The organism is Pseudomonas sp. B21-035 (assembly GCF_024748945.1).
Lineage (GTDB): Bacteria > Pseudomonadota > Gammaproteobacteria > Pseudomonadales > Pseudomonadaceae > Aquipseudomonas.
The window spans coordinates 2,300,728-2,327,511 of the sequence record NZ_CP087179.1; the positions used below are offsets into that span (position 1 = coordinate 2,300,728).

Annotated in this window: 27 protein-coding genes; 17 read left to right on the plus strand and 10 right to left on the minus strand. The window is 63.7% G+C overall.

Annotated features, from left to right (window positions below; genetic code table 11):
* Positions 1-10 precede the first annotated feature (10 nt).
* The 9 genes from LOY22_RS10640 (at position 11) to gstA (ending at position 8,598) form a co-directional block, all read left to right on the plus strand.
* On the plus strand, positions 11-466 hold the full coding sequence (locus LOY22_RS10640; RefSeq protein WP_258597416.1) for a GNAT family N-acetyltransferase: 456 nt from the start codon (positions 11-13) through the stop codon (positions 464-466).
* An 87-nt stretch (positions 467-553) separates the two neighbouring features.
* Positions 554-1,273, plus strand: coding sequence for a GntR family transcriptional regulator (locus tag LOY22_RS10645; RefSeq protein ID WP_045201285.1), 720 nt, complete (start codon positions 554-556; stop codon positions 1,271-1,273).
* On the plus strand, positions 1,270-2,058 hold the full coding sequence (locus LOY22_RS10650) for an SDR family oxidoreductase (RefSeq protein ID WP_045201286.1): 789 nt from the start codon (positions 1,270-1,272) through the stop codon (positions 2,056-2,058). Before LOY22_RS10645 ends, LOY22_RS10650 begins: the two co-directional genes overlap by 4 nt.
* Before the next feature lie 59 nt (positions 2,059-2,117).
* A complete protein-coding gene (locus LOY22_RS10655) occupies positions 2,118-3,050 on the plus strand; it encodes a 3-keto-5-aminohexanoate cleavage protein (RefSeq protein WP_258597418.1) in 933 nt (310 codons plus the stop codon).
* A gap of 72 nt (positions 3,051-3,122) precedes the next feature.
* Entirely contained in the window at positions 3,123-4,469 is a 1,347-nt protein-coding gene (locus tag LOY22_RS10660) for an MFS transporter (RefSeq protein WP_093384303.1), read from the plus strand.
* A 401-nt stretch (positions 4,470-4,870) separates the two neighbouring features.
* The gene (locus tag LOY22_RS10665) at positions 4,871-5,740 is read left to right on the plus strand and encodes an RNA ligase family protein (protein WP_213601685.1); all 870 of its coding nucleotides are present in this window, start codon (positions 4,871-4,873) and stop codon (positions 5,738-5,740) included.
* Between the two features lies 1 nt (position 5,741).
* Complete coding sequence (locus tag LOY22_RS10670) at positions 5,742-6,878, plus strand: AAA family ATPase (RefSeq protein WP_258597421.1); 1,137 nt, start codon at positions 5,742-5,744, stop codon at positions 6,876-6,878.
* Between the two features lie 99 nt (positions 6,879-6,977).
* On the plus strand, positions 6,978-7,889 hold the full coding sequence (locus LOY22_RS10675) for a LysR family transcriptional regulator (RefSeq protein WP_195883724.1): 912 nt from the start codon (positions 6,978-6,980) through the stop codon (positions 7,887-7,889).
* A gap of 97 nt (positions 7,890-7,986) precedes the next feature.
* Positions 7,987-8,598: a glutathione transferase GstA gene (gene gstA / locus LOY22_RS10680; RefSeq protein ID WP_258597424.1), complete on the plus strand. Its 612-nt coding sequence runs from the start codon at positions 7,987-7,989 to the stop codon at positions 8,596-8,598.
* 4 nt (positions 8,599-8,602) lie between these two features.
* Here the strand turns inward: gstA and LOY22_RS10685 are convergent, their stop codons facing one another.
* Both LOY22_RS10685 and LOY22_RS10690 read right to left on the minus strand, forming a co-directional pair.
* Entirely contained in the window at positions 8,603-8,995 is a 393-nt protein-coding gene (locus LOY22_RS10685; protein WP_213601684.1) for a lysozyme inhibitor LprI family protein, read from the minus strand.
* 31 nt (positions 8,996-9,026) lie between these two features.
* Complete coding sequence (locus tag LOY22_RS10690) at positions 9,027-9,452, minus strand: GFA family protein (RefSeq protein WP_093384280.1); 426 nt, start codon at positions 9,450-9,452, stop codon at positions 9,027-9,029.
* A 57-nt stretch (positions 9,453-9,509) separates the two neighbouring features.
* On the opposite strand from LOY22_RS10690, the gene LOY22_RS10695 reads away from it, so the two are divergent.
* Positions 9,510-9,980 carry an NUDIX hydrolase gene (locus LOY22_RS10695; protein WP_093384276.1) on the plus strand — a complete coding sequence of 157 codons (471 nt, stop codon included), beginning with the start codon at positions 9,510-9,512 and terminating at the stop codon, positions 9,978-9,980.
* On the opposite strand, the gene LOY22_RS10700 is transcribed toward LOY22_RS10695, so the two are convergent.
* Positions 9,955-10,284: a hypothetical protein gene (locus LOY22_RS10700; protein WP_258597426.1), complete on the minus strand. Its 330-nt coding sequence runs from the start codon at positions 10,282-10,284 to the stop codon at positions 9,955-9,957. The genes LOY22_RS10695 and LOY22_RS10700 overlap by 26 nt on opposite strands.
* Positions 10,285-10,374: 90 nt before the next feature.
* Positions 10,375-10,800 (minus strand): SUKH-3 domain-containing protein, encoded by a 426-nt coding sequence (locus LOY22_RS10705; protein ID WP_213601679.1) that lies wholly within the window; start codon positions 10,798-10,800, stop codon positions 10,375-10,377.
* 145 nt (positions 10,801-10,945) lie between these two features.
* Between LOY22_RS10705 and LOY22_RS10710 the strand changes: the two genes are divergently transcribed.
* Positions 10,946-11,359: a RidA family protein gene (locus tag LOY22_RS10710; RefSeq protein WP_258597428.1), complete on the plus strand. Its 414-nt coding sequence runs from the start codon at positions 10,946-10,948 to the stop codon at positions 11,357-11,359.
* A 120-nt stretch (positions 11,360-11,479) separates the two neighbouring features.
* Positions 11,480-11,983, plus strand: a complete 504-nt coding sequence (locus LOY22_RS10715) for a GNAT family N-acetyltransferase (protein ID WP_093384263.1) — start codon at positions 11,480-11,482, stop codon at positions 11,981-11,983.
* Positions 11,984-12,008: 25 nt separating this feature from the next.
* Here LOY22_RS10715 and LOY22_RS10720 read toward each other — a convergent pair whose 3' ends face one another.
* Positions 12,009-13,991 (minus strand): hypothetical protein, encoded by a 1,983-nt coding sequence (locus LOY22_RS10720; RefSeq protein WP_093384259.1) that lies wholly within the window; start codon positions 13,989-13,991, stop codon positions 12,009-12,011.
* Between the two features lie 108 nt (positions 13,992-14,099).
* Positions 14,100-14,711 (minus strand): hypothetical protein, encoded by a 612-nt coding sequence (locus tag LOY22_RS10725; RefSeq protein ID WP_213601671.1) that lies wholly within the window; start codon positions 14,709-14,711, stop codon positions 14,100-14,102.
* Between the two features lie 203 nt (positions 14,712-14,914).
* Here LOY22_RS10725 and katG point away from each other — a divergent pair, with 203 nt between their 5' ends.
* On the plus strand, positions 14,915-17,185 hold the full coding sequence (gene katG, locus LOY22_RS10730; protein ID WP_213601669.1) for a catalase/peroxidase HPI: 2,271 nt from the start codon (positions 14,915-14,917) through the stop codon (positions 17,183-17,185).
* Positions 17,186-17,278: 93 nt separating this feature from the next.
* Here the strand turns inward: katG and LOY22_RS10735 are convergent, their stop codons facing one another.
* Complete coding sequence (locus LOY22_RS10735) at positions 17,279-17,833, minus strand: UPF0149 family protein (protein ID WP_258597430.1); 555 nt, start codon at positions 17,831-17,833, stop codon at positions 17,279-17,281.
* A 93-nt stretch (positions 17,834-17,926) separates the two neighbouring features.
* Positions 17,927-19,156 (minus strand): hypothetical protein, encoded by a 1,230-nt coding sequence (locus LOY22_RS10740; RefSeq protein ID WP_258597432.1) that lies wholly within the window; start codon positions 19,154-19,156, stop codon positions 17,927-17,929.
* 333 nt (positions 19,157-19,489) lie between these two features.
* Between LOY22_RS10740 and LOY22_RS10745 the strand changes: the two genes are divergently transcribed.
* The 4 genes from LOY22_RS10745 (at position 19,490) to LOY22_RS10760 (ending at position 24,521) form a co-directional block, all read left to right on the plus strand.
* Positions 19,490-21,202 (plus strand): amidase, encoded by a 1,713-nt coding sequence (locus LOY22_RS10745; protein WP_093384240.1) that lies wholly within the window; start codon positions 19,490-19,492, stop codon positions 21,200-21,202.
* Between the two features lie 51 nt (positions 21,203-21,253).
* Positions 21,254-21,634, plus strand: a complete 381-nt coding sequence (locus tag LOY22_RS10750) for a RidA family protein (RefSeq protein ID WP_258597434.1) — start codon at positions 21,254-21,256, stop codon at positions 21,632-21,634.
* Positions 21,635-21,806: 172 nt separating this feature from the next.
* Positions 21,807-23,804 carry a U32 family peptidase gene (locus tag LOY22_RS10755; protein ID WP_258597435.1) on the plus strand — a complete coding sequence of 666 codons (1,998 nt, stop codon included), beginning with the start codon at positions 21,807-21,809 and terminating at the stop codon, positions 23,802-23,804.
* 87 nt (positions 23,805-23,891) lie between these two features.
* Complete coding sequence (locus LOY22_RS10760; protein WP_213601658.1) at positions 23,892-24,521, plus strand: DUF3885 domain-containing protein; 630 nt, start codon at positions 23,892-23,894, stop codon at positions 24,519-24,521.
* A 1-nt stretch (position 24,522) separates the two neighbouring features.
* On the opposite strand, the gene LOY22_RS10765 is transcribed toward LOY22_RS10760, so the two are convergent.
* Positions 24,523-25,668: a hypothetical protein gene (locus tag LOY22_RS10765; RefSeq protein ID WP_258597436.1), complete on the minus strand. Its 1,146-nt coding sequence runs from the start codon at positions 25,666-25,668 to the stop codon at positions 24,523-24,525.
* Between the two features lie 66 nt (positions 25,669-25,734).
* Entirely contained in the window at positions 25,735-26,760 is a 1,026-nt protein-coding gene (locus LOY22_RS10770; protein ID WP_093384220.1) for a DUF1176 domain-containing protein, read from the minus strand.
* Positions 26,761-26,784: the final 24 nt, after the last annotated feature.

Here is a 26,784-nt window from a genome sequence, read left to right on the forward strand (position 1 = left end):
GAACGAGCCGATGCCCCTGCACATTCGCCCCGCCACGCCCGCCGACGCCAGCGCCATCAGCGCAGTGATCATCCAGTCCTTGCAGCAGACCAACGCCGCCGATTATTCGGCGGCGCTGATCGCCCAGGTCGAGCAGAGCTTTACTGCAGAGCGAATACTGGCCTTGCTTGAGCAGCGCCAGGTGCTGGTGGCGCTGCTCGACCAGCAGTTGGTTGCCACTGCCAGCTTGCAAGGCAATGTGCTGCGCAGCGTGTTTGTGGCGCCAGGGGTGCAGGGCACCGGCGTGGGTCGCGCGCTGATGCAGGCGCTTGAAAACCTGGCCCGGCAAGCGGGGCAGATGGTGCTGCGGGTGCCGTCATCAATCACTGCAGAGGGGTTTTATGCCCGGCTCGGCTACGCCAAGGTCCGCGAGGTGATGGAGGGGGAGGAGCGGATCATCGTCATGGAGCGCGCTGTGCCGCGTTGAGCACGGGGTTGTCGTCGAATATCATTTGACATATTTGATTTGTGATCACATATTCGTATCACAAGAACGACAACACAGGCTTTTTCCATGACCGACCGTCCCGTCCTGTTGCCGGCCCTGCGCCAGGTGTCCCGCGATACCCTGCAAGACCAGGTCTACCGGCAGATCCGCGAAGCGCTGATGAGCGGGCGTTTTCAGCCCGGGCAGAAGCTGACCATCCGTGGCCTGGCCGAAGCGCTGGGTTCCAGCCCCATGCCGGTGCGTGAAGCACTGCAGCGCCTGAGCGCCGAAAATGCCTTTGAAGTCACTGAAACCTCGCGCCTGCGGGTACGGGTGATGACCACTGAACGCCTGCGCGAAATCCGCGATGCGCGGGTGGCCCTCGAAGGCTTGCTGGCCGAGAAGGCCGTGGCCCATCTGGGCGATGCCGACCTGGCTGAAATCACCGAGCTCTGCGTGCAGATGCAGGCCGCCGCCGACAAGGTCGACGTGCCGGCTTACCTGTGGGGCAACTTTGCCTTTCACCGGCGCATTTATGCCGTGGCCCAGGCTGAACTGACCGTCGCCGCGGTGGAGAATTTCTGGCTGCACATGGGCCCGTGCTTTGCCCTGGTCGCCCCGGACAAAGCCCACCTGCAGCGCTCGATGCAAGCCCACGACCGCATCGTCGCCGCCCTGGCCGACCGCGATGCGGCGGCGGCGCGGGCGGCGGTGACCGACGACATCATGCAGGCCGCCGACTCCCTGGCGCGCCTGCTGGTCAACAACGACCGTGCGCGGTCTGTTTCTGGAGTGAAAAAAGCATGAGCGTTCTCAAGCGTCTGACGCCGTATCCGGGCCTGCGGGTGTTGATTTCCGGCGGCGCCGCCGGTATCGGTGAAGTGCTGGCGGCGGCCTATATCGAAGCCGGGGCCCGGGTGCATGTCTGTGATGTCAGCGAGGCAGCCCTGGCGGCGTTTCGCGACCGCTACCCAGGCAGCGTCGCCACCCGCGCCGACGTCGGCGATGCGGCGCAGATAGAGGCGCTGTTCAAGGTTCAGCGCGAGCAGTTCGGCGGCCTCGATGTGCTGGTCAACAACGCCGGCATCGCCGGGCCTACCGCCGGTATCGACGCCATCAGCGACGACGACTGGCAGCGCACCATCGACATCAACCTGACCGCGCAATACCGCTTCGCCCACCACGCGGTGCCGCTGCTCAAGGACTCGCCCAACGCCCACCTGCTGCACATCGCCTCGGTGGCCGGGCGCCTCGGTTACGCCTGGCGCACGCCGTATGCGGCGACCAAATGGGCCATCGTCGGCCTGATGAAATCCCTGGCTTCGGAGCTTGGCGACAGCGATATCCGCGTCAATGCCTTGCTGCCCGGCATCGTCGAAGGGCCGCGCATGGACGGGGTGATTCGCGCCCGTGCCGCGCAAGTGGGGGTATCCGAGGCGCTGATGCGCGAGGAGTACCTGAAGAAGATTTCCCTCAAGCGCATGGTCACTGCCGAAGACGTCGCCGCCACCGCCTTGTTCCTCTGCTCGCCAGCTGCCCGCAACATCACCGGGCAAGCCATCAGCGTCGATGGCAACGTCGAATACCTCTGAGCTGTACCTGCGCTTTTACCGCACTGCTTTCTCGCCAAGAATAAAAACGGAGAACACGCATGTCCAAGAAACGCCCGGTCATCATCACCTGCGCCGTCACCGGTGCCATCCATACGCCGTCGATGTCGCCGCACCTGCCGATCACCCCGCAACAAATCGCCGACGCCGCCATCGGTGCCGCCGAGGCGGGTGCTTCAATCGTTCACCTGCACGCCCGTGATCCGTTCGACGGCAAGCCCAGCCAGGACGTCGAACTGTTTCGCCAGTTCCTGCCGCAGATCAAGGCGCAGAGCGATGTGGTGATCAACATCACCACCGGCGGCGCGCCGACCATGGGTGTCGAAGAGCGCCTGCAGCCGGTGGCCCAGCTCAAGCCGGAGCTGGCCTCGCTGAACATGGGCTCGATGAATTTCGGCCTGTACGAAATGCTCGAGCGCTTCACCGAGTTCAAGCACGACTGGGAGCGGCCGTACCTGGAAGAGAGCGACGACCGCATCTTTCGCAACACTTTCCGCGACATCACCTACATCCTCAACGCTTGCGCCGAGAACCGCACACGCTTCGAAATCGAGTGCTACGACATCGGTCACCTGTACACCGCCGCGCATTTCCTCCAGCGCGGGCTGCTCAAGGCGCCGTTGTTCATCCAGTCGGTGTTCGGCCTGCGCGGCGGCATCGGTGGCCACCCCGAAGACCTGGCGCACATGCGCCGCACTGCCGACCGCCTGTTTGGCGACAACTACCAGTGGTCGATCCTCGGCGCCGGGCGCAATCAGATCCCCCTGGGCACCATGGGCCTGGCCATGGGCAGCAACGTGCGCGTGGGCCTTGAGGACTCGCTGTGGGACGGCCCGGGCAAGCTGGCGGCGTCCAATGCCGAGCAGGTCAAGCGCATCCGCACGGTGATCGAAGCCCTCGGCGGGCGTGTCGCCAGCCCCGACGAGGCGCGGGAAATGCTCAGCCTCAAAGGCCGCTACGCAGTCGATTTCTAGCTTGCCTGCATGCCCCGGCCGAGCCTGGCCGGGGATGTTCCCATCGCTGTCGTCACACTAGAGATTCGTGCCATGACAATTACAAGATCGCCCGAAGAACTGACTGTGCCCCGTGATCCTGCAACCCTCAACCGGTTGCTGTTCGTCAAACTCATGCCGTTGCTGATCGCCGCCTATGTGCTGAGCTTTCTCGACCGCACCAACATCGCCCTGGCCAAGCATCAACTGGATGTTGACCTGGGCATTTCCGCGGCCGCCTACGGATTGGGCGCCGGGTTGTTTTTCCTTACCTATGCGCTGTCGGAAGTGCCCAGCAACCTGATCATGCACAGGGTCGGCGCACGCTTCTGGATTGCCCGGATCATGGTGACCTGGGGCCTGATTTCCGCCGCCATGGCCTTCGTCCAGGGCGAGACTTCGTTCTACGTGCTGCGCCTGTTGCTGGGCATCGCCGAGGCCGGCTTGTTCCCCGGGGTGATGCTCTACCTGACCTACTGGTTCGGCCGCGAACAGCGCGCCCGCGCTACCGGCTACTTCCTGCTCGGGGTGTGTTTTGCCAACATCATCGGTGGGCCGTTGGGCGCGGCGTTGATGCAGATGGACGGCCTGATGGGCTGGCATGGCTGGCAGTGGATGTTCATGCTCGAAGGCTTGCCGGCGGTGTTCTTCGCCTACGTGGTGTGGAAGAAGCTGCCCGACCGGCCGAGCAAGGCGCCGTGGCTGAGTAGCGCTGAAGCCGAGCAGATCGAACGCCAACTGGCCAGCGAGGCCGAGGAGGGCGCCGGCCACAGCGGGCACTCGCTCAAGCAGTGCCTGACGCCGCAGATCCTGTTGGCGATCTTTGTCTATTTCTGCCACCAGATCACCATCTACACCGTGATCTTTTTCCTGCCGGGGATTATCGGCAAGTACGGCGACCTGAGCGTGCTGCAGATCGGCTTTCTCACCTCCTTGCCGTGGCTGGCGGCAGCGGCCGGGGCGATCGTCCTGCCGCGGTTTGCCAGCACGGCGCAGCGGGCGCGACGGATCCTGGTCAGCGGTTTGCTGACCATGGCCCTGGGCCTGGCCATCGCCTCCCAGGCGGGGCCGGTACTCAGCCTCTTGGGCTTTTGCCTGTCGGCGCTGATGTTCTTTGTGGTCCAGTCGATCATCTTCCTGTATCCGGCCTCGCGCCTCAAAGGTGCGGCGCTGGCGGGCGGCCTGGGCTTCGTCAACTCCTGCGGCTTGCTTGGCGGCTTCTTCGGGCCGTCGCTGATGGGCATGATCGAGCAAAGCACCGGCAATGCCGTGAACGGTTTGAAGTTCATCGCTGTAGTGCTGGTGGTGGCGGCCTTGGCGGCGCTGCGCTTGCGCCAGGGGCATGAGCGTAACCGCGCGAAGGGGGGAGCGCTCAACGACGCGCAGCGCCAATCTGCCTGAGGTTTTCACCGATACATTTGTGGGCGCTGGCTTGCCAGCGATGAGGCCAATGCAGTCAGCACATGAAGTGTTGACTGGATTACGACCGCTGCGCGCTCGATCGCGGGCAAGACCCGCTCCCACAGGATGGGCGCAGTACCTGTAGGAGCGGAGGTGCGGCGACCCGACTTGACCCGCGATGAGGCCATCCCAGACAACACAGCGCTTGACAGCCCACCCCCATCTCGTTTCCAATCCGCCCCCTCAGATCCACCACCCCTCATTATTTAGGTGAAGCCAGTGCCCCACGCCAACCAACACGCCTGATGCCGACGACGGACGTTTAAGCCTGTTGGTGCCTGCCTGCGCACGCACTTTCACCTGCCCGCTGTCGTCGGTTTTCGCCCTTTTGGAGAAGACCCATGACACTCGATATCCGCGAGCTCGCGCAGCTCGACCTGTTCAAGTACCCGCGCACCCCACACCTGCAAAGTTCTCGCCTGCAATCGGGCGATAGCGACCATGACCAACTGCCTTACAGCGAACTGAAGGGCCAGTACCTGGTGGTCGAGGAAAAGCTCGACGGCGCCAATGCCGCGATCAGTTTTTCTGCCGCCGGCGAGCTGTTGCTGCAGTCCCGTGGCCATTACCTGGCCGGCGGTAGCCGCGAGCGCCAGTTCAACCAGTTCAAGCAATGGGCGGCCTGCCATGAACACTGGCTGCTCGAGCACCTGGAAGACCGCTACGTGCTGTTCGGCGAGGTGATGAGCAAGCGCCACAGCGTGTTCTACGACCAGCTCCCGCACCTGTTCTTCGAGTTCGATATCTGGGACCGCGAGGCGCAGGTGTTCCTCTCCACCGCACGGCGCCAGCAGTTGCTTGCAGGCGGCCCGGTGTTGTCGGTACCGGTGCTGTTCGAAGGTATCGCGCCGCCTCGGCTGAAGGACCTGCTCGCCCTGGTCGGCCATTCCCAGGCCAAGTCGCAACGCTGGAAAGACGCGTTTGCCGAGGTCATCGCCCGTCAGCAACTGGACTTTGCCAAGGCCTGGAACCAGGGCGACCGCTCTGACCTGATGGAGGGCCTGTACCTGAAAATCGAAACCGCCGAGCACACCACCGGGCGGATCAAATGGGTGCGCCACGACTTTGTCCAGGCCATCCTCGAAGCCGATGAGCACCACCTGCGCCAGCCCTACATCCCCAACCTGCTGGCCGCCGGTGTCGACCTGTATGCGCCCGAGCCCCAGGTCACCTGGGCCAGCCTGCAGGCCGCCGAACAAGGAGTTGAATGATATGGACATGAACACATTGCGAGCGCTGATGCCCGGCCCCGGCCGCGCGGTCGACTACCCGGCACTGCTCGAGGCGATCCCGTCTCTGCGCGCCTTGGCGGCAACCCCGCAAGACCCGGTCTACCACCAGGAAGGCGACGTCTGGACCCACACCATGATGGTGGTCGATGCCTTGCTCGCCGACCTTGCCTACCAGCGCGCCACCCCAGAGCAGCAATTCGTGCTGTTTTACGCCGCAGTGCTGCACGACATCGCCAAGCCGTCGTGCACGGTGATCGATGAAGTCACCGGCAAGATCGGCCAGCCCGGGCATTCGCGCCGCGGCGCGGTAGATGCGCGCATCCTGTTGTGGCAGGCCGGGGCGCCGTTTGAGCTGCGCGAAAGCATCTGTCGGATCATCAGCGTGCACCAGTTGCCGTTCTTTGCCCTGGCCGGGGACAAGAGCGGGCGTTCGGCCGAGCAGATCCTTCATCGCCTGTCGTGGGAGTTACCGGTGTGGATGCTCTGCGCCGTGGCCAGCGCCGATATGCAGGGCCGCGGCTTTGCCGGCAAGCAGGGGCTGCTCGATGACATCGAAGTATTTCGCCTGCTGGCCGAAGACGAAGGCTGCCTGGATCGACCCAAGGCCTTTGCCGACGATTACACCCGGCGCTGCTACTTTCGCGGTGCCTCGGTGCTGCCGCAGTACAGCCTGTACCGCGAGGTGCAGGGCTCGCAGGTGATCATGCTGGCGGGGCTGCCGGCCAGCGGCAAGGACACCTGGGTCAACCAGCACGCAGCGGATCTGGCCGTGGTGTCGTTCGACGATGCCCGCCAGGAGCTGGGCCTGAGCCATGGTGACAAAGGCCCGGTGGCGCAGTACGCGATCGACAAGGCCAAGACCTTGCTACGGCGCCGTGAGCCCTTCGTGTGGAACAGCACGCACTTGTCGCAACAGATGCGCAAGAAGACCCTCGACCTGCTCTACAGCTATGACGCCGACGTGCGCCTGGTGTACCTGGAGCAGAGCGAGCGCGAGCTGATGCGCCGCAACGCCCGTCGCGACACCACGCTGCGCAACAAGGACATCGAGCGCATGTACTTTCGCTGGGAAGTGCCGACGCCGGTGGAAGCGGATCGGCTTGAGTATCAGGTGTGAATCAGCGGGTATTAATGCCACTGTTGACGGGCTTTGTGCGCTTGACCAACGGCGCTAAGATCGATGTCGATGTAAGGCCATGCAGGGAACAGCACGATCATGATGAACCTGATGCACTGGAAGCTGCTGGTCGCCGTGGCCGATGCCGGCAATGTCTCGCGCGCTGCCGAGGCCTTCGGCATCACCCAGTCTGGCGCCAGCCAGGCGATCAGCCAGATGGAGGCGGCGCTGGGGGTAAAGGTGTTCGTGCGCGAGCGCACGCACACTTGCGTGACGGCGCTGGGCGAGCAGGTGCTGGTGCGTGCCCGGCGCATGGTCGCCGAGCTGGAGTCGATCCAGCACCTGGTCGACGCCAGCCGCGGTTGCCACCTTGGGCGTGTGCGTCTGGCGACCTTCCCGTCGTTGTTCGCCTCGCTGTTGCCACCGCTGTTGCAGGCTTTCAAGCGCCTGCACCCGGGTATCGAGGTGATCTGCCTGGAGGGCACCGACGAGGAGGTCGAAAGCTGGCTGGCTTCGGGGGCTACCGACCTGGGCGTGGTGATGAACCCGCTGCCGAGCCGAGATCCGGTGATGCTTGGGCGTGACCGCTGGGTGGCGGCAATACCGCTCGATCACCCCTTGGCCAGGCGCGGTAGCCTGAGCCCGGTGGAGTTGGCAGAGCTGGTCGATGAGCCGTTCATTGTCGCCACTGGTGGCTGTCATGTGCATGGCCAGAGCCTGGTGCAACAGGCAGGGCTGCACCTGAGCAACGTGCGCCTGACGGTGCGCGACTGGCGCACCGCGTTTGCCCTGGTGGGCGAGGGCATGGGCGTGTCGATCGTGCCGGCCTCAACGTTGCCAAAGGACCCGCGTGCGATGCGCGTGTATGACCTGCATCCGCCGATCTACCGGCGTTTCGGCTTGGTCAGTGCGTCGGCAAACCCGCCGTCGCCTGCGGCCCAGGCGCTGCTCAAGCATGTGCACAAGGCTATGGGCGAAGTTGGGCTTGATGTAGCGGACCACACCGCCTGACATAAGCGCAGCTAATGATCAGGTGGTGAAATTGTAAGTTTACCTGGCGCTGGCGTTTGTTGATCCTGCGCCTCTTGATCCTGTCAGGAGACGCCCGATGAAACTCTATTTCGCCCCCAATGCCTGCTCGCTGGCGCCGCATATCATCCTGCGCGAACTGGGCCTGCCATTCGAGCTGGTACGGGTCAATAACCAGAGCAAACGCTGCGCCGATGGCCGTGATTTTCGCAGCATCAACCCCAAGGGTTACGTGGCCGCGCTGCTGCTTGACAATGGTGAGGTACTGACCGAAGGGCCGGCCATTCTCCAGTACCTGGCCGACCTCAGGCCCGAGGCCGGATTGGCGCCGGCCAACGGCAGCTGGGAGCGCTCGCGGCTGCAGGAGCTGCTCAATTTCATCAGCGCCGAAATCCATGCCGGCAGCGCACCGCTGTTCAATGCCGAGCTGCCGGAGGCGGCCAGGGTGATCTTTGGCGACAAGCTGTTCAAGCGCCTGGGTTATTTGAACGAACTGCTCGGTAGCAATGACTACCTGCAGGGTGCTTTCAGTATCGCCGATGCCTACCTGTTCACTGTGCTGGGCTGGTTGCCGGTGTTTGCCATCGATATAGCGCAATGGCCAGCGCTGGCGGGTTATGTCGAGCGTGTAGCGGCCAGGCCGGCGGTGCAGGCCGCCGTCCACGCAGAGTACGCCAGCGCACCGGTCTGACCCTTCAAGGCATGCCGCTAATCCGCTTCAGGTACTGGACTCTGGCTTGCGTCTGCTTCAACAGGCAATGGGTATGGATGGTGGCGTAGCCGCTGCCGCCAACCGACTCATACGTCTCCAGTTCACAGCTGGCATCACGAAAGGCAATCCAGGTGCGCTGGGCTTTTTTCAGCGCCACGTCCTGGGTCGGGCGCCCGGGTGACGCGCCCTCGTCCTTGAAGCGTGTAACCAGCTCCTGGTAGAGCTGATTCAATTGCCGATCGGATTTTTTCAGCGAGCGCTGCATGCATTCGAGCATCTGCACTTCGGTGTTGGCGCCGGGGCACAGGCTGCTTGCCTGGGCCGGGGTAGCCAACACCATCAGCACGCTGAAACCGGCATAAATCAAGCGATACATGGGGGCGTCCTTGCGTTGAAGTTATTTCAGTCTATTGGTGTTGCGGCCAGGTATCGCCAATCACCAGCCAGCAGGCCTTGGACTGTACATGCACATGTTTTTGCCGGGCAGGCTCGAACGGCGTATCCAGGGTGCCCAGCGCAACGCTGACCCAGTCCGGATACTCGCCACTGGCATTGGCCCAGAACAGGCTCGCGCCGCAGCCTGAACAAAAGCTGCGGCTGACCGTGGGTGATGACTTGAACACCTGCAACATGCCCTGCGGATCGCTGCAGCTCAGGGCCGCAGCCGGCACGCTGGCGTACGTGGCGAAGGCTGCGCCATGGGCTTTGCGGCACTGGCTGCAATGGCAGTGGCTGACGGCTTTCAGCGGGGTGTTGATGCGGTAACTGACAGCGCCGCACAGGCAGCTGCCGTGAAAGTCGCTGGTTGTCGGCGCAGATTTGTCGTTGTTCATCCCTGGAGCCCGGTAGAATTTCGCCCGCGATCATAAACCAAGGACAGGAACACCACGATGCGTGAACGTAAATCAGCCCGGCTGTTAGTCATCAGCCCCTCCCGCAGCGTGTTGCTGTTTCGCTTCGTCCATCGCAACGGCGCGCTGGCCGGTGACGATTACTGGGCAACGCCGGGAGGCGGCGTGGAGGAGGGCGAAAACTTCGAACAGGCCGCCATTCGCGAGCTGCGCGAAGAAACCGGCATCGAGGTCGACGCGGTGGGCGCGCACTTGAGCGAGCGGCGCTTTACCATGCAGCTACCCAGCGGCGAGTGGGTCACGTCGGTCGAGCAGTACTACCTGATCCAGGCGCAAAACCAGCAGCTGTGCCGCCAGGGCTGGACGGCTTCGGAGGTCGAGGTAATGGCCGATCATCGCTGGTGGTCGGCCGAGGAACTGCGGCAAACCACCGACATCGTGTGGCCCGAGCGGCTGATTGAAACCCTTGAGTCGGCCGGGGTGTTCAGCGCCGCGCCAGCGCATGGCTGACGCATTGCTCGTAGTAGGTCTGCTGGATGGCTGCGGGCTTGAGGCGTGACTGGCTGTTGTAGGTCTGTTCGGTGATGCTCATGGCGGTCATGCGCATCCACGGCTTGTTGAACTTACGCACCTGCAGGCGCTTGCGCGCGGCGTACAGGGTCACTCCGGACAGCTTCGACTGCTGCGCGCCGGCGGCAATCTGCGAACCCCAACTGCACATGTAGCGGTCATTGTTGCCCAGGGCCTTGGCTTGGGCACCGAGCGGGAGGGCGAGCAGAAAAAACGCTGCCAGGGTTAATCCATAAGCCCGCATAGCACCTACCTAACTTGCTGAAAAGAAAGCGAGTTTGCCAACGAAGCGGCTAGCAGGGGGCCAGCAATTTGCCTTATTTGCGCCTGAATTTCACAGCAGTTGCGCTTGTGGCTGACGGCCCAGCAGCAGGCTTTCTGCAGCAACGACGAAGGTGCTGCCCAGCAGCCAGAAGGCATCGTGAACCTGGCTCATGAGGTAGCAGGCGCCCTGGCTGTCGACAAACAGCGCGCCATGGCCGTGGTGGACATCGCCGATGCACACCAGGGTGGTGTTGAGCTTGTGTTGCATCCTCACGATGACTTTGTCGTCGTGCAGGGCGGGCTTGGCCCTGAACTCGATGTCGCCGGCAGCGCATTCTTCACCGGCGCCGCAGTGGCCGACGCACAGGCCGTTGAGGCTCAGCAGCAGCGTGGCCGCCGGATGGTTGGTTGGCACACTGGCCGGTAGCGGGTTGTTGGCCGGCCATCCGGCGGCAATGAACAGTGGGCGTAGGGTGTCAGGTAGGTCGATTGGCATGTCTGCTCTCTGGTCGAATCCGTGCGAGGGGCCAGATTAACACGCCAGTCATCATTGCCCCCTGCGCAGCGCTGGCAACATCAGGCTTGACCTCTACTTAAGTCGAGGTTTGATACTCGCCGCTCCCATCATTCGGAGCAGCACCATGACCGCAGCTTTCCACCTGTCCAACCCCGAAGGCCTCTATGATCCCAGCGCCAATGCCTACTCCCATGTGGCTGAAGTCGCCGCCAATGCCCGGCTGCTGTACATCGCCGGGCAGGGTGGTGAAGACCTTGAAGGCCGCTTGTCGAGTGACTTTGCCGAGCAGGCACGCCAGGCCCTGGGCAATCTGCAGATTGCCCTGGCATCCAGAGGCGCAAGCCTGGCCGATGTGTTCAAGCTGACCCTGCTGATCGTCGACCACGACGAGGCCAGGCTGCGAATCTGGGGCAGCGAGGCCCAGCGGGCCTGGGGCAGCAACATGACCCCGACCTGCACGCTGATCCCGGTGCCGCGCCTGGCGCTCGACGGCATGTTGATCGAAATCGACGCGGTCGCCGCGCTAGCTGCCGGGTGACATGTTTTAGCGATGGCATTGGCCCCGGCTTTTGTAAACAATAGCGCCCGCAAAACGCGCTGTTCGTTCACTTATCGAGATACCAATGCCGTCGATTCTTCCGCTGTATGAGGTCCAGCCATGAGCGACCTCACTGTCGAGCTCCTGCAAACCGGCCCCGAGCAGATCGAGCTGATCCGCAACCTCTACCAGTTTTACGCCTACGAGTCGTCGGACTGGGAACAGGAAGACGTCGAGGTCGATGGCCGCTTCTATGTGCATGACGAGCACCTGCAACGCTACTGGCAAGAGCCGCAGTGGAGCGCCAACCTGATCCTGGTCGACGGCTACATCGCCGGCTTCCTGCTGATCGAACGCAGCGAGCTGCCGGACCTCGATGCCCTGGAGCTGGCCGACCTGTTCATCCTCAAGCGCTACCGGCGCAAGGGCATCGCCAGCGCCCTGGCCAGCCAGGTGCTGGCGAGCGGGCAGAACCAGTGGCTGGTGCGTTACTACGACCAGGACGAAACCGCCCATGCCTTCTGGCGCGCGGTGCTCGACAAGTTGCCGCGGCCGGTACGCTCGATCGAACTGGACGACGAGCCGGAGCTGGTGAACTTCCTCGTGACCCGGGCCTTGCACTGACAGCCAGGTCGCAAGGTGCCAACCCTCAGCACTCAGGGTCGGTCAGCGACAGCCAGTCAGGCCGTCTTCCAGCCTTGACCTGTGAAGCAATCGAAGCGGTGAAACTGTCCTCGTTCTTGTACTTCTGCTGCAGACAGCGCAACGCCCGGTACGCCGCGCTGTGTGAGTCAAAGCGGGTCCAGCCGCTGTCGTGGTAAATCCATACCGGTTTGGCGGCATTGTGCAGTCGATGGCCATTGCCGTCGGCTGCAGCAATGGGCGTGGATATCTTCAGGCTCAGGTCGACGGGGTACAAGGGGGTGCCGTCCAGTCCGAGGACATTGAGCGTGCTATCCAGGGGTGCCTGGGTTTCGAAATAGGCTTTGCGTCTTTTTTGGCACAACGTTGAGGTGACGCCGCGCGCTCGTTTTCTATAGGTGTCGATCTGAGCCAGGGTAGCGAATTTTTTACCCAGGTAGAGGTAGCCGGATGCCGGTACACGACAATCGACAATCTCCATTTCCGGGTAAAGGGACTGTTGCGTCTTTGAGTCGTAGATGTTGAAACCCGTGGGAAATGCCAAAGGGTTGGCCGCCGATTCGGCTTCTTTTTTCCAGGTTGTGAAGTAGCGGTGGATGACCGAGTGGCTCAGACCATAAAACAACGAGGCTGACTGCATGCTGGGGAACAGCCGGTTGCACACTTTGTAGTAATGCTGCAGGGTGCGGCCCCTGAGCAGGAAGGGATCGATTTCCGGGTAAGTGGGCGCACCGCTGGCATCGGGCACGTTCAGCCCATGAGGGAAAACCCCGGCCTTGATGTAACGATTGATCTGGCTGGTGAACGCAAAGTAAGTGATGTTCTCACTGTGGCTGGATTGTCCGAAAGCGCTCATGCGGTTTTCGTAAAGAATGCCGTTCAGCAGAACAGGCTTGGACACCAGGTCGATCAGAAACTCGGCGTTTTTGAGGCGAGCAACGTCCAGCAGTCCCTGTTGGCTTTCCTGGAATAGTTTGTTCCCGGAGGCGTCCAGCAGGTTGTAGCCTTGATAAAAAAGGTTGCTCGATACCATTCTTCGAAACAGGGCGGCCAGGTTGGATTCGGTACCGACGCTTTCCTTTGCGGCAGCCTCGCTGATGGTGTGATAAGCATTGCCTCTCACCCAATAGCGGGGGTAGGCGTAACGGGTGTTCCAGGCTTTCTTGTAGCCCTCCATGCGGTTGGCCTGAGTCTGCTCCTGGATAAGCGCCCGGCTGTTTTCCATATACACCGGCCGGTCTTCGTCCAGATAGTTGAAACCTTCCGGAAAAAAGCCTTGCTTGGCCCAGTTGTGATACCAGGCTTTGAATGTGTTGTAGTCCGTGCAATACCCGGATTCGATATCGACTTCCAGGGCGTTGGCGATTTCCAGTGGGCTATGGGCCTGGAAGGCCACTTTGATCCCCGCGTACTTTTTGCCGTTGAACAGCACCGGTTGCCTGGCCTTTTCCCGCAGAAGCTCCAGTACATGCTCGGGCATCTGCAGGCCACTGACCCCTTCGCCTCCGTCGGTCAAGTTGGTCAGGCAACCGCTATTGTTCGAACTGCGCCCCCAATGTGCGATCAGCTTGATTTCAAGGTCATTGGCGTACTCGCTTGAGTGACAGGGAATGATCTGGATGAGTACCTTATCCCTGCCGACCTTGTTGATGGTGTGGATCTTGCGCATGTTTTTGGACGGTGCGTATTTGGCCGTCGTCGCCGCTTCATAGTAGTGAAAGGCGTAGCGTCGCTTGATGCCTTTACCCACATAAAACGGTTGCGGGGCATTGTGCTCGGTATCGAGCTTGTCCGTGCGCCTGAGGATGTAGACATAGGCGCTGTTTGCATCGTCCAGCAGTAATGATGGGAACTTGACTGCGTCCTGGTAGGTGAAGGCCGCAAGCTCACCGATAAGCGGGATGTTGAAGGTTCCTTGTGTCGCTTGAGCCAGGCTTTTGCTGGTGACTGCCGAGCGTTGCGGCAAATTTGCCTGGGTGGCATTACTCATGGGGTTCAAGGTCCTTGCTTGCGGGGTGTACGGCGGATGCAGTGCGCGCTGAGCGGCAAGCTTGCCGGGTTGTCCGGGTAACAGCAAGTTGCCCACCAGGGCTGAAGCTCACACCGACCGTTGTTGCCAGCGCCTGTCCAGGCTTGCCAGCGGATTGCCGAGCCGTTGCGGGGTCTCGCCGGTCAACTGGCACAGCAGCTCGATCAGTGTTTCGCCGTCCAGTACGCCTTGCTCGCGCAGCCGTTCAGCGAGCACCCGCAGCACCGGCCAGTAAGCGCGTAGCAGGCTGTGACAGCGACCCAGGGCCATGGGCCCTGCCTGCGCAACCTGGCGCGCCGGCAGCAGGGCGATCAGTTCATGGGCCCGGCGCAGGTCGCCGGCGCCACTGGTGGTGAGAAAGCGATCATCGGCGCTGTGACGGTAGATTGCCTCGGCCACGGGGCCGGCGAAGCAGTTGAGCAGGTCGCGTTCGATCAGCTCGATCATCGATGGCAGGTGTTCGGCGATGCCTGGCGGCTCGAAGGCGGGCAGGGGCACCAGGTAGTCCGCCTCGACCAGGCCCTTGACCGCCTGCAGGTTGCCGCGCAAATCCACCATCGGCCCGATCAGCGCTTCTGCCCGGGTGCGCACGGTTACCCGCCGGATCGCCAGGCCGTTCCACCAGAAGGCCAGGGCATGGCCGGCTTCGTGGTAGGCGGTGCGACGCGGACGGCTGTTCATGGTCATGACCTCAGGTGAGGCGGCTATCGCTACGATCTGCTCCTTCCCTGGGGTTGGTATAAGAGATTATGGCTATCGGCGGGCAATACTGCGTCTATTTGCTGACTGCCGGGGCCGGGACTAGCCTTGATGATGCGCTGGCGGGTGCCGGCCGGACCTGATGTGGAGATAACTAAAACGCTGGATACAAAGGTAGCTCACCCATGTCTACTGAATCGAAATGCCCGTTCAGTCATGCCGCTGGCGGTGGTACGACGAACCGCGACTGGTGGCCGAACCAACTGAACCTGAAGATCCTCCACCAGCACTCGCCGCAGTCCGATCCCCAAGGCGATGGCTTCAACTATGCCGAGGCCTTCAAGAGCCTGGACTTTCAAGCCCTGAAACAAGACCTGCATGCTTTGATGACCGATTCCCAGGACTGGTGGCCAGCGGATTTCGGTCATTACGGGCCGCTGTTCATCCGCATGGCCTGGCACAGCGCCGGCACCTACCGCACTGGTGATGGCCGTGGCGGCGCAGGCTCCGGACAACAACGCTTCGCGCCGCTCAACAGCTGGCCTGACAACGTCAGCCTGGACAAGGCCCGGCGCCTGCTGTGGCCGATCAAGCAGAAGTATGGCCGGAGCATCTCCTGGGCCGACCTGATCGTGCTCACCGGCAACGTTGCCCTGGAATCCATGGGCTTCAAGACTTTTGGTTTTTCTGGCGGCCGCGCGGATGTCTGGGAGCCGGATGAAGACGTCTACTGGGGCTCGGAAAACAAGTGGCTGGGTGGCGATACCCGCTACGGCAAGGGCCCGCAGCCGATGCAGGAGCCTGGTGAGGGCACCCTGGTGGCCGAGCCCGAGCAGCACGGCAACGAAGAAAGCCGCACCGACCAGGGCCGCAACCTGGAAAACCCCCTGGCCGCGGTGCAAATGGGCCTGATCTACGTCAACCCGGAAGGCCCGGAAGGCAACCCCGACCCGGTCGCCGCCGCCAAGGACATCCGCGAAACCTTCGCACGCATGGCCATGAACGATGAAGAAACCGTGGCCCTGATCGCCGGCGGCCATGCCTTCGGTAAAACCCACGGCGCCGGCCCTGCCGATAACGTCGGCCCGGAACCGGAAGCCGCCGGTCTTGAAGAACAGGGCCTGGGCTGGCGCAACAGCTTTGGCACGGGCAAAGGCGCCGACACCATCACCAGCGGCCTGGAAGTGACCTGGACCACCACGCCAACGCGCTGGAGCAACAACTACCTGGAAAACCTCTTCGGCTTCGACTGGGAACTGACCAAGAGCCCGGCCGGGGCCAACCAGTGGACGCCAAAAAACGGCGCTGGTGCGGGGATCATCCCCGATGCCCACGACCCGAACAAACGGCGCAACCCGACCATGCTCACCACCGACCTGTCGCTGCGCTTCGACCCGATCTACGAGCCGATCTCGCGGCGCTTTCTGGCCAATCCCGAGCAATTGAGCGATGCCTTTGCCCGTGCCTGGTACAAGCTGATCCACCGCGACATGGGCCCGCTGTCGCGTTACCTGGGCCCGGAACTGCCCAGCGAAGAGCTGCTCTGGCAAGACCCGATCCCGGCGCTCGACCATGCCCTGGTCGATGACAGCGACGTGACCGCACTGAAGGCCAGGCTGTTGGCGTCGGGGCTGTCGGTGGCCGAACGGGTGTCCACGGCCTGGGCGGCGGCCTCGACCTTCCGCGGCTCCGACAAGCGCGGCGGGGCCAATGGCGGGCGCCTGCGCCTGGCGCCGCAGAAGTTCTGGCAGGCCAACCAGCCTGAGCAGCTGGCCAAGGTGCTGAGCGTGCTGGAAGGCATCCAGAACGACTTCAACAGTGCCCAGGCCGGTGGCAAGAAAATCTCCCTGGCCGACCTGATCGTGCTGGCAGGCAGCGCCGCGGTCGAGCAGGCGGCCAAGAACGCCGGGGTCGACATCCGCGTGGCGTTTGCCCCGGGGCGCATGGATGCCTCGCAGGAGCAGACCGACGTCGAGTCGTTCGGTTTTCTTGAGCCCAATGCCGATGGTTTTCGCAACTACCTGAAAAACAGCTACCGGGTGCCGGCCGAGGCCTTGCTGATCGACAAAGCGCAACTGCTGACCTTGAGCGCGCCGGAAATGACCGTGCTGGTGGGCGGCCTGCGGGTGCTGGGGGCCAATGCCGGGCAAAGCAAGCACGGCGTCTTCACTCAGCAGCCGGGTACACTGAGCAACGACTTTTTCGTCAACCTGCTGGACATGGGCGTGGAGTGGAAGCCGGTGTCGGCGGCCAACGAAACGTTCGAAGGGCGTGACCGCAAGACCGGCGCGGTGAAATGGACCGGCACCCGGGTCGACCTGGTGTTTGGTTCCAACTCGCAACTGCGGGCGCTGGCGGAGTTCTATGCCAGTCGCGACGCCAAGGAGCAATTCATCAAGGACTTCGTCGCGGCCTGGACGAAAGTGATGAACCTGGACCGGTTCGATCTCAAGTAAGCCTCATCGCGGGTCAGTTCCGCTTCCCTGTGGGAGCGGAACTGACCCGCGATCGAGCGCGCAGCGGTGGTAATGCAGGCACCAAAGAGCCAATCAGCGCTGCGCCAGCCAGTAGTCATGCAGCGCCCGCGCCGCCGGGGCAATCGCCACCACCCGCTGACGATGCAAGGCAACGTCCAGGTTCGCCGGCAGCTCGAATTCATCCTGCTCGGCCCAGCCGGTAATCACCTGCAAGGCCTGCATTTGCGCTTCAGGCAGCACCCGCCAGTTGGCAATGGCGATACCGCGCAAATAACCAAAGCACCATTCTTCCGCCAATGGCAACGGCTGGCCCTGGTGTTCGGTCTGCTCAAGGCGCGGGGCAAATGCCTGCGGCGCTTCAACCAGTTGGGTGGCCAGGCTGTTCAGGTGACGGGCACACAGCTCGACGAAGCGCTGGCAGTCAGCAGCGTTTTGCCATTCCGGCATCTGCCCGCCCCAGATCGCCGGGAACCACTCGCTGATGTCCACCTGCACCGGGCTCGACACCAGCGCAGTGAAGTAGCCGTCGAGCTCCGAGGCGTTGAGCACCGAGTGGTCATCGCCGTACTGCTGCAAAGTGGCGTCGAGGAACGCGAAGTCGGCGGCAGCCAGTGGCAGGTCGTGCATGGGGATCTCCTTGGCCGCTCAGGCGCGGGCAAAAGGCGGGGAGGATGAGGCTTTGTGCAGTGTAAATCCAGCCCCGTTGCTTCAAGTTGGGCCTCACCCCATGGGCGTCAGCTGCTGCAACTGCTCGGCGCTGGGAAAACCGAGGGTGCGAAAGCGTGGCGGGTAGAGCTCGCCGTCTTTGCTCAGCAGCCCGCCCAGCAGTGTTTCAACCTCGTGCCAGGCCACCACCTGGGTCTGGGCCGAGCCGTCTGCCTGGGGCTGGACCAGGATCACCCGGTCGGTTTGCGGCAACGAGGTGAATACGCCCTCGGTCCAGGCCGCGATCGAAAAGCTGCTATTGCCGTTTTCGGCGTCGCTGTAAAGCCTGTGGGTGGCGACGAAGATGTCCTCGGGATGGGCTTCGTGGATCTTGTCGAGAAACTCTTTTTGCGTGCTATAGATGCCGTGGCGCAGCAGCCGCTGCAGGTCGCCCAGGCGCGCTTGCAGGTGCGCGTCCTGCACCTGGAAGGGCACGATGCGGCGGTCGTGATAGGTATAGATCTGGCTCGACTGCGCGCGCCCGTGCTCCAGCGCGTGGAAGCTCAGCTCGACCATCTGCCGCAGATTGTCGGCGTCCTTGTCGCCGGTGACCATCAGCACATCGCGGCTGGGCATCATGAACACCGGCTGGCCCTTGAGCGCCAAGCGCTGCAGCACGTCGGGCAGCAGCACGCGGCTGGTGTCGTAGCCGTCCTTCCAGGCGCCCTGGTACAAACCGGGGAGGATCGCTTCGAAGGCATCGGGGCTGGCGTCGCGCAGGTTGTCCAGGGCAATCGCCAGCGCCTGCTCCAGGCTGATGCCCCAGTCCTGTGGCGGGCCGGCGGTCTGGGTCGAGGTGGTGTCGGGGTAGTCGATGGCCAGCAAGGTCACGCAGTCTTCGCCGAACGGCTGCCAGGCCATGGGGCAGGGCGAGTCCCAGCCTTGATGACGGACCTGATGCAGGCGGATCTCTTCGAGCATGGCCAGGTTGCGGATCACCGGCCGCAACAGCGGCCTAACCTGCTCCAGGGGCTGCACCGCGGTGCTGTTGCGGCTGTCGATCAGGCCGCGCAGGTAGCTGTCGAGCACCTGGGCTTTACGCGCCTTGTCGGCGTTCAGGTAGTCGCGGTAGGCGTTGTGCAGGTTGAAGTAGCTGCTACCGCCGTAGCGCAGGCGAAAGTCGTCGGCCTGATAGTCCAGTGGCTCGGCATAACCGCCGGCGCGCGCGGCCTTGATGAAGGTACGGGCAAAGCCTTCCTCGGTAGGCGTGCGCTTGAACAGCGTGTCGAAAAGTGCCCTGAACATGTGCGAAATCCTCCGTGAACGCGAAGTGCGCATGATGCTCGTGGTGGTGGGAGGGGTAAAGCTGAATATCTGCGCCTCGTCCAGGCCTGGCGGCCGATTTTGCACCTTCGCACGCGGCTGAATGCACCGCTGCCCGCTGGCTCCCCGTTCCGCTGTGGGCAATTTTGGTGCTAAATAGGCCGCTCAGGTAATTCGTCCAGACCCTGCAGCGTCATGCCGTGCAATGAGAACAACTATGCGAACCCATCTTCAAAGCCGTGAAATCCCCGTGCTCCAGACCCCGTGTGGTGCAAGCCTTAACCCAGTCAGCCATCAACCCTCGGCGGTAGCAGCATGATCGAAGTCACAGAGGTTTCCATTGCCCAGCTGCGCGCTGCGCTCGAGTCCGGCCAGACCACCGCGGTGGAGCTGGTCAAGGCCTACCTGGCGCGCATCGACGCCTACGATGGCGCGGACACTGCCACCAAGCTCAATGCTGTAGTGGTGCGCAACCCTGAAGCGCTGAACGAAGCGCAGGCTTCTGACGAACGCCGCGCCCAGGGCCAGACCCTCGGCCCGCTCGACGGCATCCCGTATACCGCCAAGGACAGCTACCTGGTCAAGGGCCTGACCGCCGCCTCCGGCAGCCCGGCCTTCGCCGACCTTGTGGCCTATCGCGACGCCTTCACCATCGAGCGCCTGCGCGCTGCCGGCGCCATCTGCCTGGGCAAGACCAACATGCCGCCGATGGCCAACGGCGGCATGCAGCGCGGCGTTTATGGCCGCGCCGAAAGCCCGTACAACGCCGACTACCTGACCGCACCGTTTGCCTCCGGCTCGTCCAACGGCGCCGGTACTGCCACGGCGGCCAGCTTCGCCGCCTTCGGCCTGGCCGAAGAAACCTGGTCCAGTGGCCGCGGCCCGGCCTCGAACAACGGCCTGTGCGCCTACACGCCCTCGCGTGGGGTGATCTCGGTGCGTGGCAACTGGCCGCTGACGCCGACCATGGACGTGGTGGTGCCCTTTGCCCGGACCATGGCCGACCTGCTCGAAGTGCTCGACATCGTCGTCGCCCAAGACCCGGACAAACGCGGCGACCTGTGGCGCCTGCAGCCCTGGGTGCCAATCCCCAGCGTCGATTCGGTGCGCCCGGCCTCCTACCACGAGCTTGCAGCCGATGCCGCAGCGCTCAAGGGCAAGCGTTTCGGCGTGCCGCGCATGTACATCAATGCCGACCCTGAAGCCGGCACCAGCGAAGCCCCGGGCATCGGTGGCCCGACCGGCCAGCGGATCAACACCCGGCCATCGGTGATCGCCCTCTGGGAGCAGGCGCGCAAGGCCCTGGAAGCGGCCGGTGGCGAAGTCATCGAAGTCGATTTCCCCCTGGTGTCCAACTGCGAAGGCGATCGCCCGGGTGCGCCGACCGTGTTCAATCGCGGCCTGGTGTCCAAGGAGTTCCTTCACCACGAACTGTGGGACCTGACCGCCTGGGCCTTCGATGATTTCCTCCAGGCCAACGGCGACCCCAAGCTCAACCGCCTGGTCGATGTCGACGGGCCGAAGATTTTCCCGCATGATCCGGGTACGCTGCCCAACCGCGAAGGCGACCTGGCCGCGGGCATGGACGAATACGTGCGCATGGCCGAGCGCGGCATCACCCCGTGGGACCAGATCAGCACTGTGCCGGACGGCCTGCGCGGCCTGGAACAGACCCGGCGCATCGACCTCGAAGACTGGATGGATGCGCTCAAACTCGACGTGGTGATCTTTCCGACTGTCGCTGACGTCGGCCCGGCCAATGCCGATGTCGACCCGGCGTCGGCCGACATTGCCTGGAGCAACGGCGTGTGGGTGGCCAACGGCAACCTGGCGATCCGTCACCTGGGCGTGCCGACGGTGACCGTGCCGATGGGCGTGATGGCCGATATCGGCATGCCGGTGGGCTTGACCTTTGCCGGTCGCGCCTACGACGATTCGTCATTGCTGCGCCTGGCGGCTGCCTTCGAGTCGACCGGCTCCCGGCGCCTGGTGCCGCCGCGCACGCCGGCGCTGGCCGGCGGCAAGTAAGCAGAAGGGGCGGGTAACCGCCCTTTTTTATTCCCCAGACACGAGATACCCATGGCTAACCAAGACATCACTTTCATCCCCGACCCGGACGCCGAGTCGATCTCTTCCGACGTCGCCGGTTTCGGCGGCATCCTTGTTTCGACCCAGATCCCCACGCGTGCCGACGGCAGCCTGGAACTGGGCGATATCACCGCCCAGAGCGAATGTACCCTGCAAGCGCTGAAAGTCGCTCTGGAGCGTGCTGGCAGCTCCATGGACCGGGTGTTGCACCTGACCATCTACCTCACCGACATGGCCGAGCGGGCGGCGTTCAACGAGGTCTACCAGCACTTCTTCGCCAAGCCCTGGCCGGTGCGCGCTGCAGTGGGCGTGGCGTCGCTGGCGGTGGAAGGCATGCGTGTGGAAGTGACTGCGATGGCGGCCAAGGCCTGAGTTGTTGCGGTGGCTGGGCTGGCCTCATCGCAACGCCGAACCTGTGGGAGCGGCGGTGCGACGCCTCGACTTGACCCGCGATCGGGCGCACCACCGGGCAGGCTACGGGTGCCGATCGGGCGTTTCGCCGCTACAATGCGCGCCTCGACCGTGACAGCCTGACTAAAAAAACATGTCCCTGCCCAAGCATCACCTGGAATTGCTCAGTCCCGCCCGCGATGTCGCCATCGCCCGCGAGGCCATTCTGCATGGCGCCGACGCTGTGTACCTCGGCGGCCCGAGCTTCGGTGCGCGCCACAATGCCTGCAACGAAGTCAGCGATATCGCCCAGTTGGTGGAGTTCGCCCATCGCTACCACGCGCGGGTGTTCACCACCATCAACACCATTCTCCACGACAACGAGCTGGAGCCGGCGCGCAAGCTGATCCACGAACTGTACGATGCCGGCGTCGACGCGCTGATCGTCCAGGACCTGGGGGTGATGGAGCTGGACATCCCGCCGATCGAGCTGCACGCCAGTACCCAGACCGACATCCGCACCCTGGCCCGGGCCAAGTTCCTCGACCAGGCCGGTTTCTCCCAGTTGGTGCTGGCCCGCGAGCTGAACCTGCAGGAAATCCGCGCCATCGCCGACGAGACCGACGCGGCGATCGAGTTCTTCATCCACGGTGCGCTGTGCGTGGCCTTCTCCGGCCAGTGCAACATCTCCCACGCCCAGACCGGGCGCAGCGCCAACCGTGGCGACTGCTCCCAGGCCTGCCGCCTGCCGTACACCCTCAAGGACGAAAAGGGCGGGGTGATCGCCTACGAGAAGCACCTGCTGTCGATGAAGGACAACAACCAGAGCGCCAACATCCGCGCCCTGGTCGAGGCCGGCGTGCGCTCGTTCAAGATCGAAGGGCGCTACAAGGACATGGGCTATGTGAAGAACATCACCGCCTACTACCGCCAGCGCCTGGACGCCGTGCTCGAAGACCGCCCGGACCTGGCCCGCGCCTCCAGCGGCCGTACCGCGCACTTCTTCCTGCCCGACCCGGACAAAACCTTCCACCGCGGCAGCACCGACTACTTCGTCAGCGAGCGCAAGATCGACATCGGCGCCTTCGACTCGCCGACCTTCACCGGCCTGCCGGTGGGTGTGGTCGAGAAAGTCGGCAAGCGCGACCTGCAGGTGGTCACCCACGAGCCGCTGTCCAACGGCGACGGCCTCAACGTGCTGGTCAAGCGCGAAGTGGTGGGCTTTCGCGCCAACATCGCCGAGCCGAAAGGCGAGTTCGATGAAGACGGCGAAAAACGCTACCGCTACCGCGTCGAGCCCAACGAGATGCCCAAGGGCATGCACCAGCTGCGGCCCAACCACCCGCTGAGCCGCAACCTCGACCACAACTGGCAGCAGGCATTGCAAAAGACCTCGGCCGAGCGCCGTATCGGCCTGGCCTGGGTGGCCAAGCTTGACGAACAGCGCCTGGCCCTGACCGCCACCAGCGAGGAGGGCATCAGTGCCAGCGTCGCCCTGGACGGCCCGTTCGGCCTGGCCAACAAGCCGGAGCAGGCGCTGGAGCAACTGCGCGACCTGCTCGGCCAGCTGGGCACCACCGAGTACCACGCCACCGACGTTCAGCTCGATGCGCCGCAGGCGTACTTTATCCCCAACTCGCAGCTCAAGGCCCTGCGCCGCGAGGTCATCGAAGCGCTGACCGCCGCGCGCATCCAGGCCCACCCGCGCGGTGGCCGCAAGGCCGAGACCAACCCGCCGCCGGTGTACCCGGAGTCGCACCTGTCGTTTTTGGCCAACGTCTACAACCAGAAGGCCCGCGACTTCTATCACCGTCACGGGGTCAAGCTGATCGACGCCGCCTACGAGGCCCACGAAGAGGCGGGCGAAGTGCCGGTGATGATCACCAAGCACTGCCTGCGTTTCTCCTTCAACCTGTGCCCCAAGCAGGCCAAGGGCGTGACCGGCGTGCGCACCAAGGTGGCGCCGATGCAGCTGATTCACGGCGATGAAGTACTGACCCTGAAGTTCGACTGCAAGCCGTGCGAGATGCACGTCATCGGCAAGATGAAAGGCCACATCCTTGGCCTGCCGCAACCGGGCAGCGTGCAGCAGGTGGTCGGGCATATCAGCCCTGAAGACCTGCTCAAGACCATCCCGCGCGCGCCGCATTGAGTGAAACACCGCGGCCAGCACCTTCAGGGTGCTGGCCGCAATGGACTCTGGCCCCAGCTGTGCGGGGCCGACAGCCAGGAAGGTAACGTGAACCTACAACTGCAAATCCAGCATATTTTCAGCGGCCTGGCCTTTGCCCGGCCGCTTTTCTATAACTACCCGCAAGGCCTGCGCTTCGAGCTGGCCGAAGGCGGCAGCGACATCGAACGCTTCCTGCTGGCAGTCAGCAAGGCCACCGCGGTGTGCCGCGACCTGTTTGCCGGTGAGCAAGCGATGGTGGTGTGCCTGCGCGTGCACTCCAACGGTAACGGTTTTGCCCACCGCGACGTGTTGCGCGACTTGCGTGCCGCCGGTATTCGCGTCCCCGCCCGGCGCTCACTGTGGAGCCAGCGGCTGGACCCGGACGACTGGTTCGAAGAGCACCAGCCCGAGTACTGGCTGCACCTCGCCTTTGAGGCGCCACTGTCGTTGCTGCAACCGGTGCTCTGGTGCGCATTGGCCGATAATCCGGGGACCATACGCCCGAGCCCTTGCTGCGGTGTCTACTTGTTCAACCTCAACCAGCGGTTGATGGCCTTGCCCTATGACGATCGGGGTATGGATGTGGTGGGCCCCAACCACGACGTGCTCGCGCTGTTGTACCGCCAGCACCAGCCGTGGCTGCTGGACTACGACCGCGAGCGCATGGACGCAAGCTTCGCCACCGTCCTGCATTGACTCACTGCAGCGACTCGATTTTCCAGCGCCAGCTGCCCAGCGGGTTGTCCTCGCGGGTGCGGACGAACACGCCGTAGTCGACCAGGTAGCTGTAGCCTTCGCGCCAACGGTTGCCGCGAGGGCTCTGCCAGGTGCAGGTCAACGGCTTGGCGCTGCCTTGCAGGGCCGGGTGCAGGGCGCTGGCCGCTTGCGCCTTGCCGACCTGGCAATGGGTGGTGCGGGTAATGCTCGCAGTTTGCCCGGCGTGGCTGCTGGTGTAGCTCAGCTGCGCATGGGCGGGCAGGGTTTGCCAGTCGCCGCTGAATGACAGCGCGGTCAAGCTGTCGCTGGCGTCCTGCTCCTGACCGGTCATGATGTCGATGCCGCGTGCGGCCAGATCGAACAGGCCGCGAAAGCTCAGTTGCAGCTGCTGCGCTATCGTCGGGTCCACAGCCTGTAGCAACACTTGGCCGGAGCGGCTGTCGGTGCTGAGGAATACCTGGCGCGGCCTGTTGACGGCATTGTCGCCGTCGTTGAGGTTGGCGTCGTAGCGATAATCCAGCCGGTGCAGGCTCAGGCGTGGTGTCGGCAGGTCGAGGGCGGCGATGGCGGCAAGCACTTCAGGCCTGGCCCTGGGCGGCAAAAACGGCGGCGGCAACGGTGTACGGGCTTTGAGCGGGGCAAGCTTGGCAAGCTCGGCCGGCGCTTGGCAGGCGGCGTCGAACAACTGCTGATAGTACAAAGGGGCCTGCCGGTAGAACGCGCTGAAGGGCTGCCACTGAAGCCTGGTGCGGTCTACGCGATTGTCGTTGTCGAGGAACACCTGGCTTTGCCGGCTGATGAGTTGGCGCTGGCAATAGAACGCCAGGCGCTCGCGGCTGTGCAGGGCCATCACCGCGTGGCCGTATTGCATCGGATAGCGGTGGCGCTGGATGCCGGTCCAGGCGTAGGTAATGTCGCCCTCATGCTGCAGGCTGTTACGGTCGATCAGCAGCCAGTCCTGATCCTCGTCCAGGTTCAGCACGCGCCAGTCGGGGGCCGGACTCTGGTACTCGGGCAACTGACCGGCACCTGGCGGATCGGCTTGAAAGTGGCTGCAAGCGGCCAGGGTGAGCACAGCCAGGCTCGCAGCAAGCGGCTTGAGGGCAAAACGGGCGAGGGCATCCATGCGCATAGGCTCTTGGGGCAAAGCGCGCAGTGTAGCGAATGCCTGCGCCAAGCTGTATGCCTGGCGCTAGCCCCGGGTACGCCAGATCTGCGGCCAATGGGCAGTATCGACGCTGTCGCACCAGCTCATGCGGCTGAATGCCTTGAGCTGCATCACCGCGCCGTCATAGCGCCAGGTTGCATTGGCGCCGCAGTAGCGCCCGCCCGGCTGCAACTGGTTGAGCTCGCCGCGGGCCGGGTCGAACTTGAAAAAGCCATACATCTCGCCGCCCAGCACATCATGCCTGGGGACCTCGATGTGCAGCGAGGTGGGTTGATAGGGCGCGCTGCGCAAGGCGCGGTAATAGCTGTACATGCAGCCCTGGCTCCCACAGCCGTAGCGCAGGCCTACCAGCACATGGGTCGCGTCCAGCGGCGAGACCTCGGCTTCGGCTTGCCAGTTGTCGTACTCGGGTTCGCTCCATTCATGGCGGGTGATGGCAATGACGGCGTCGGCGATGGCCTTCTGCTCGGCATCGCTCACCCCTGGCGCCGGAGTGAAGGGGGCGAGGGTGGGCGTCGGCGGTGCTGGCGGCAGCTGGCTGTCGGGGCGTGTGCCGGGGTTTACAAAGGCGCTGGGGTGATCGATGCGTCCTTGCACCGAGTCGATGAACAGCAAGGAGGCACTCAGGCCCTGCAGCGATACCGGGTGCTGGCCGTTGCTGGTGTCCAGGGTCAGGGTCTGGCCGTTGCGCAGTTGGCGCAACAAGCGCAACGCGACGTCACCTTTGGCGTGATAACGCATCTGCCCCTGCGAGCCTGGCCGAAACCCCGCTGGCAGCGGGCCGCCGTCGAGCAGCAGCCGGGCGCCGAGCTCGACTCCGGCGTCGCTGAACAGGGTCAGGGTGGTAGTCCCCTGGGCCCCGGCTTCGCGCACCAGCTCAAGGCCCACGCCTTGATCGACGCTGCTCGACACCGCGGTACAGCGCAGGGTGTTGTCGCAGCCCACGACCCATTGCTTGAACTGCTTGAGCACCGGCTCCGGTTCCGGCGCGGCCAGGGCCAGGGCCGGCAGGAGCATCAAGCACAGCCAGTTCCATCTTGGGTCAACCATGGTGTTTCAATCCTGCAGGGTAAG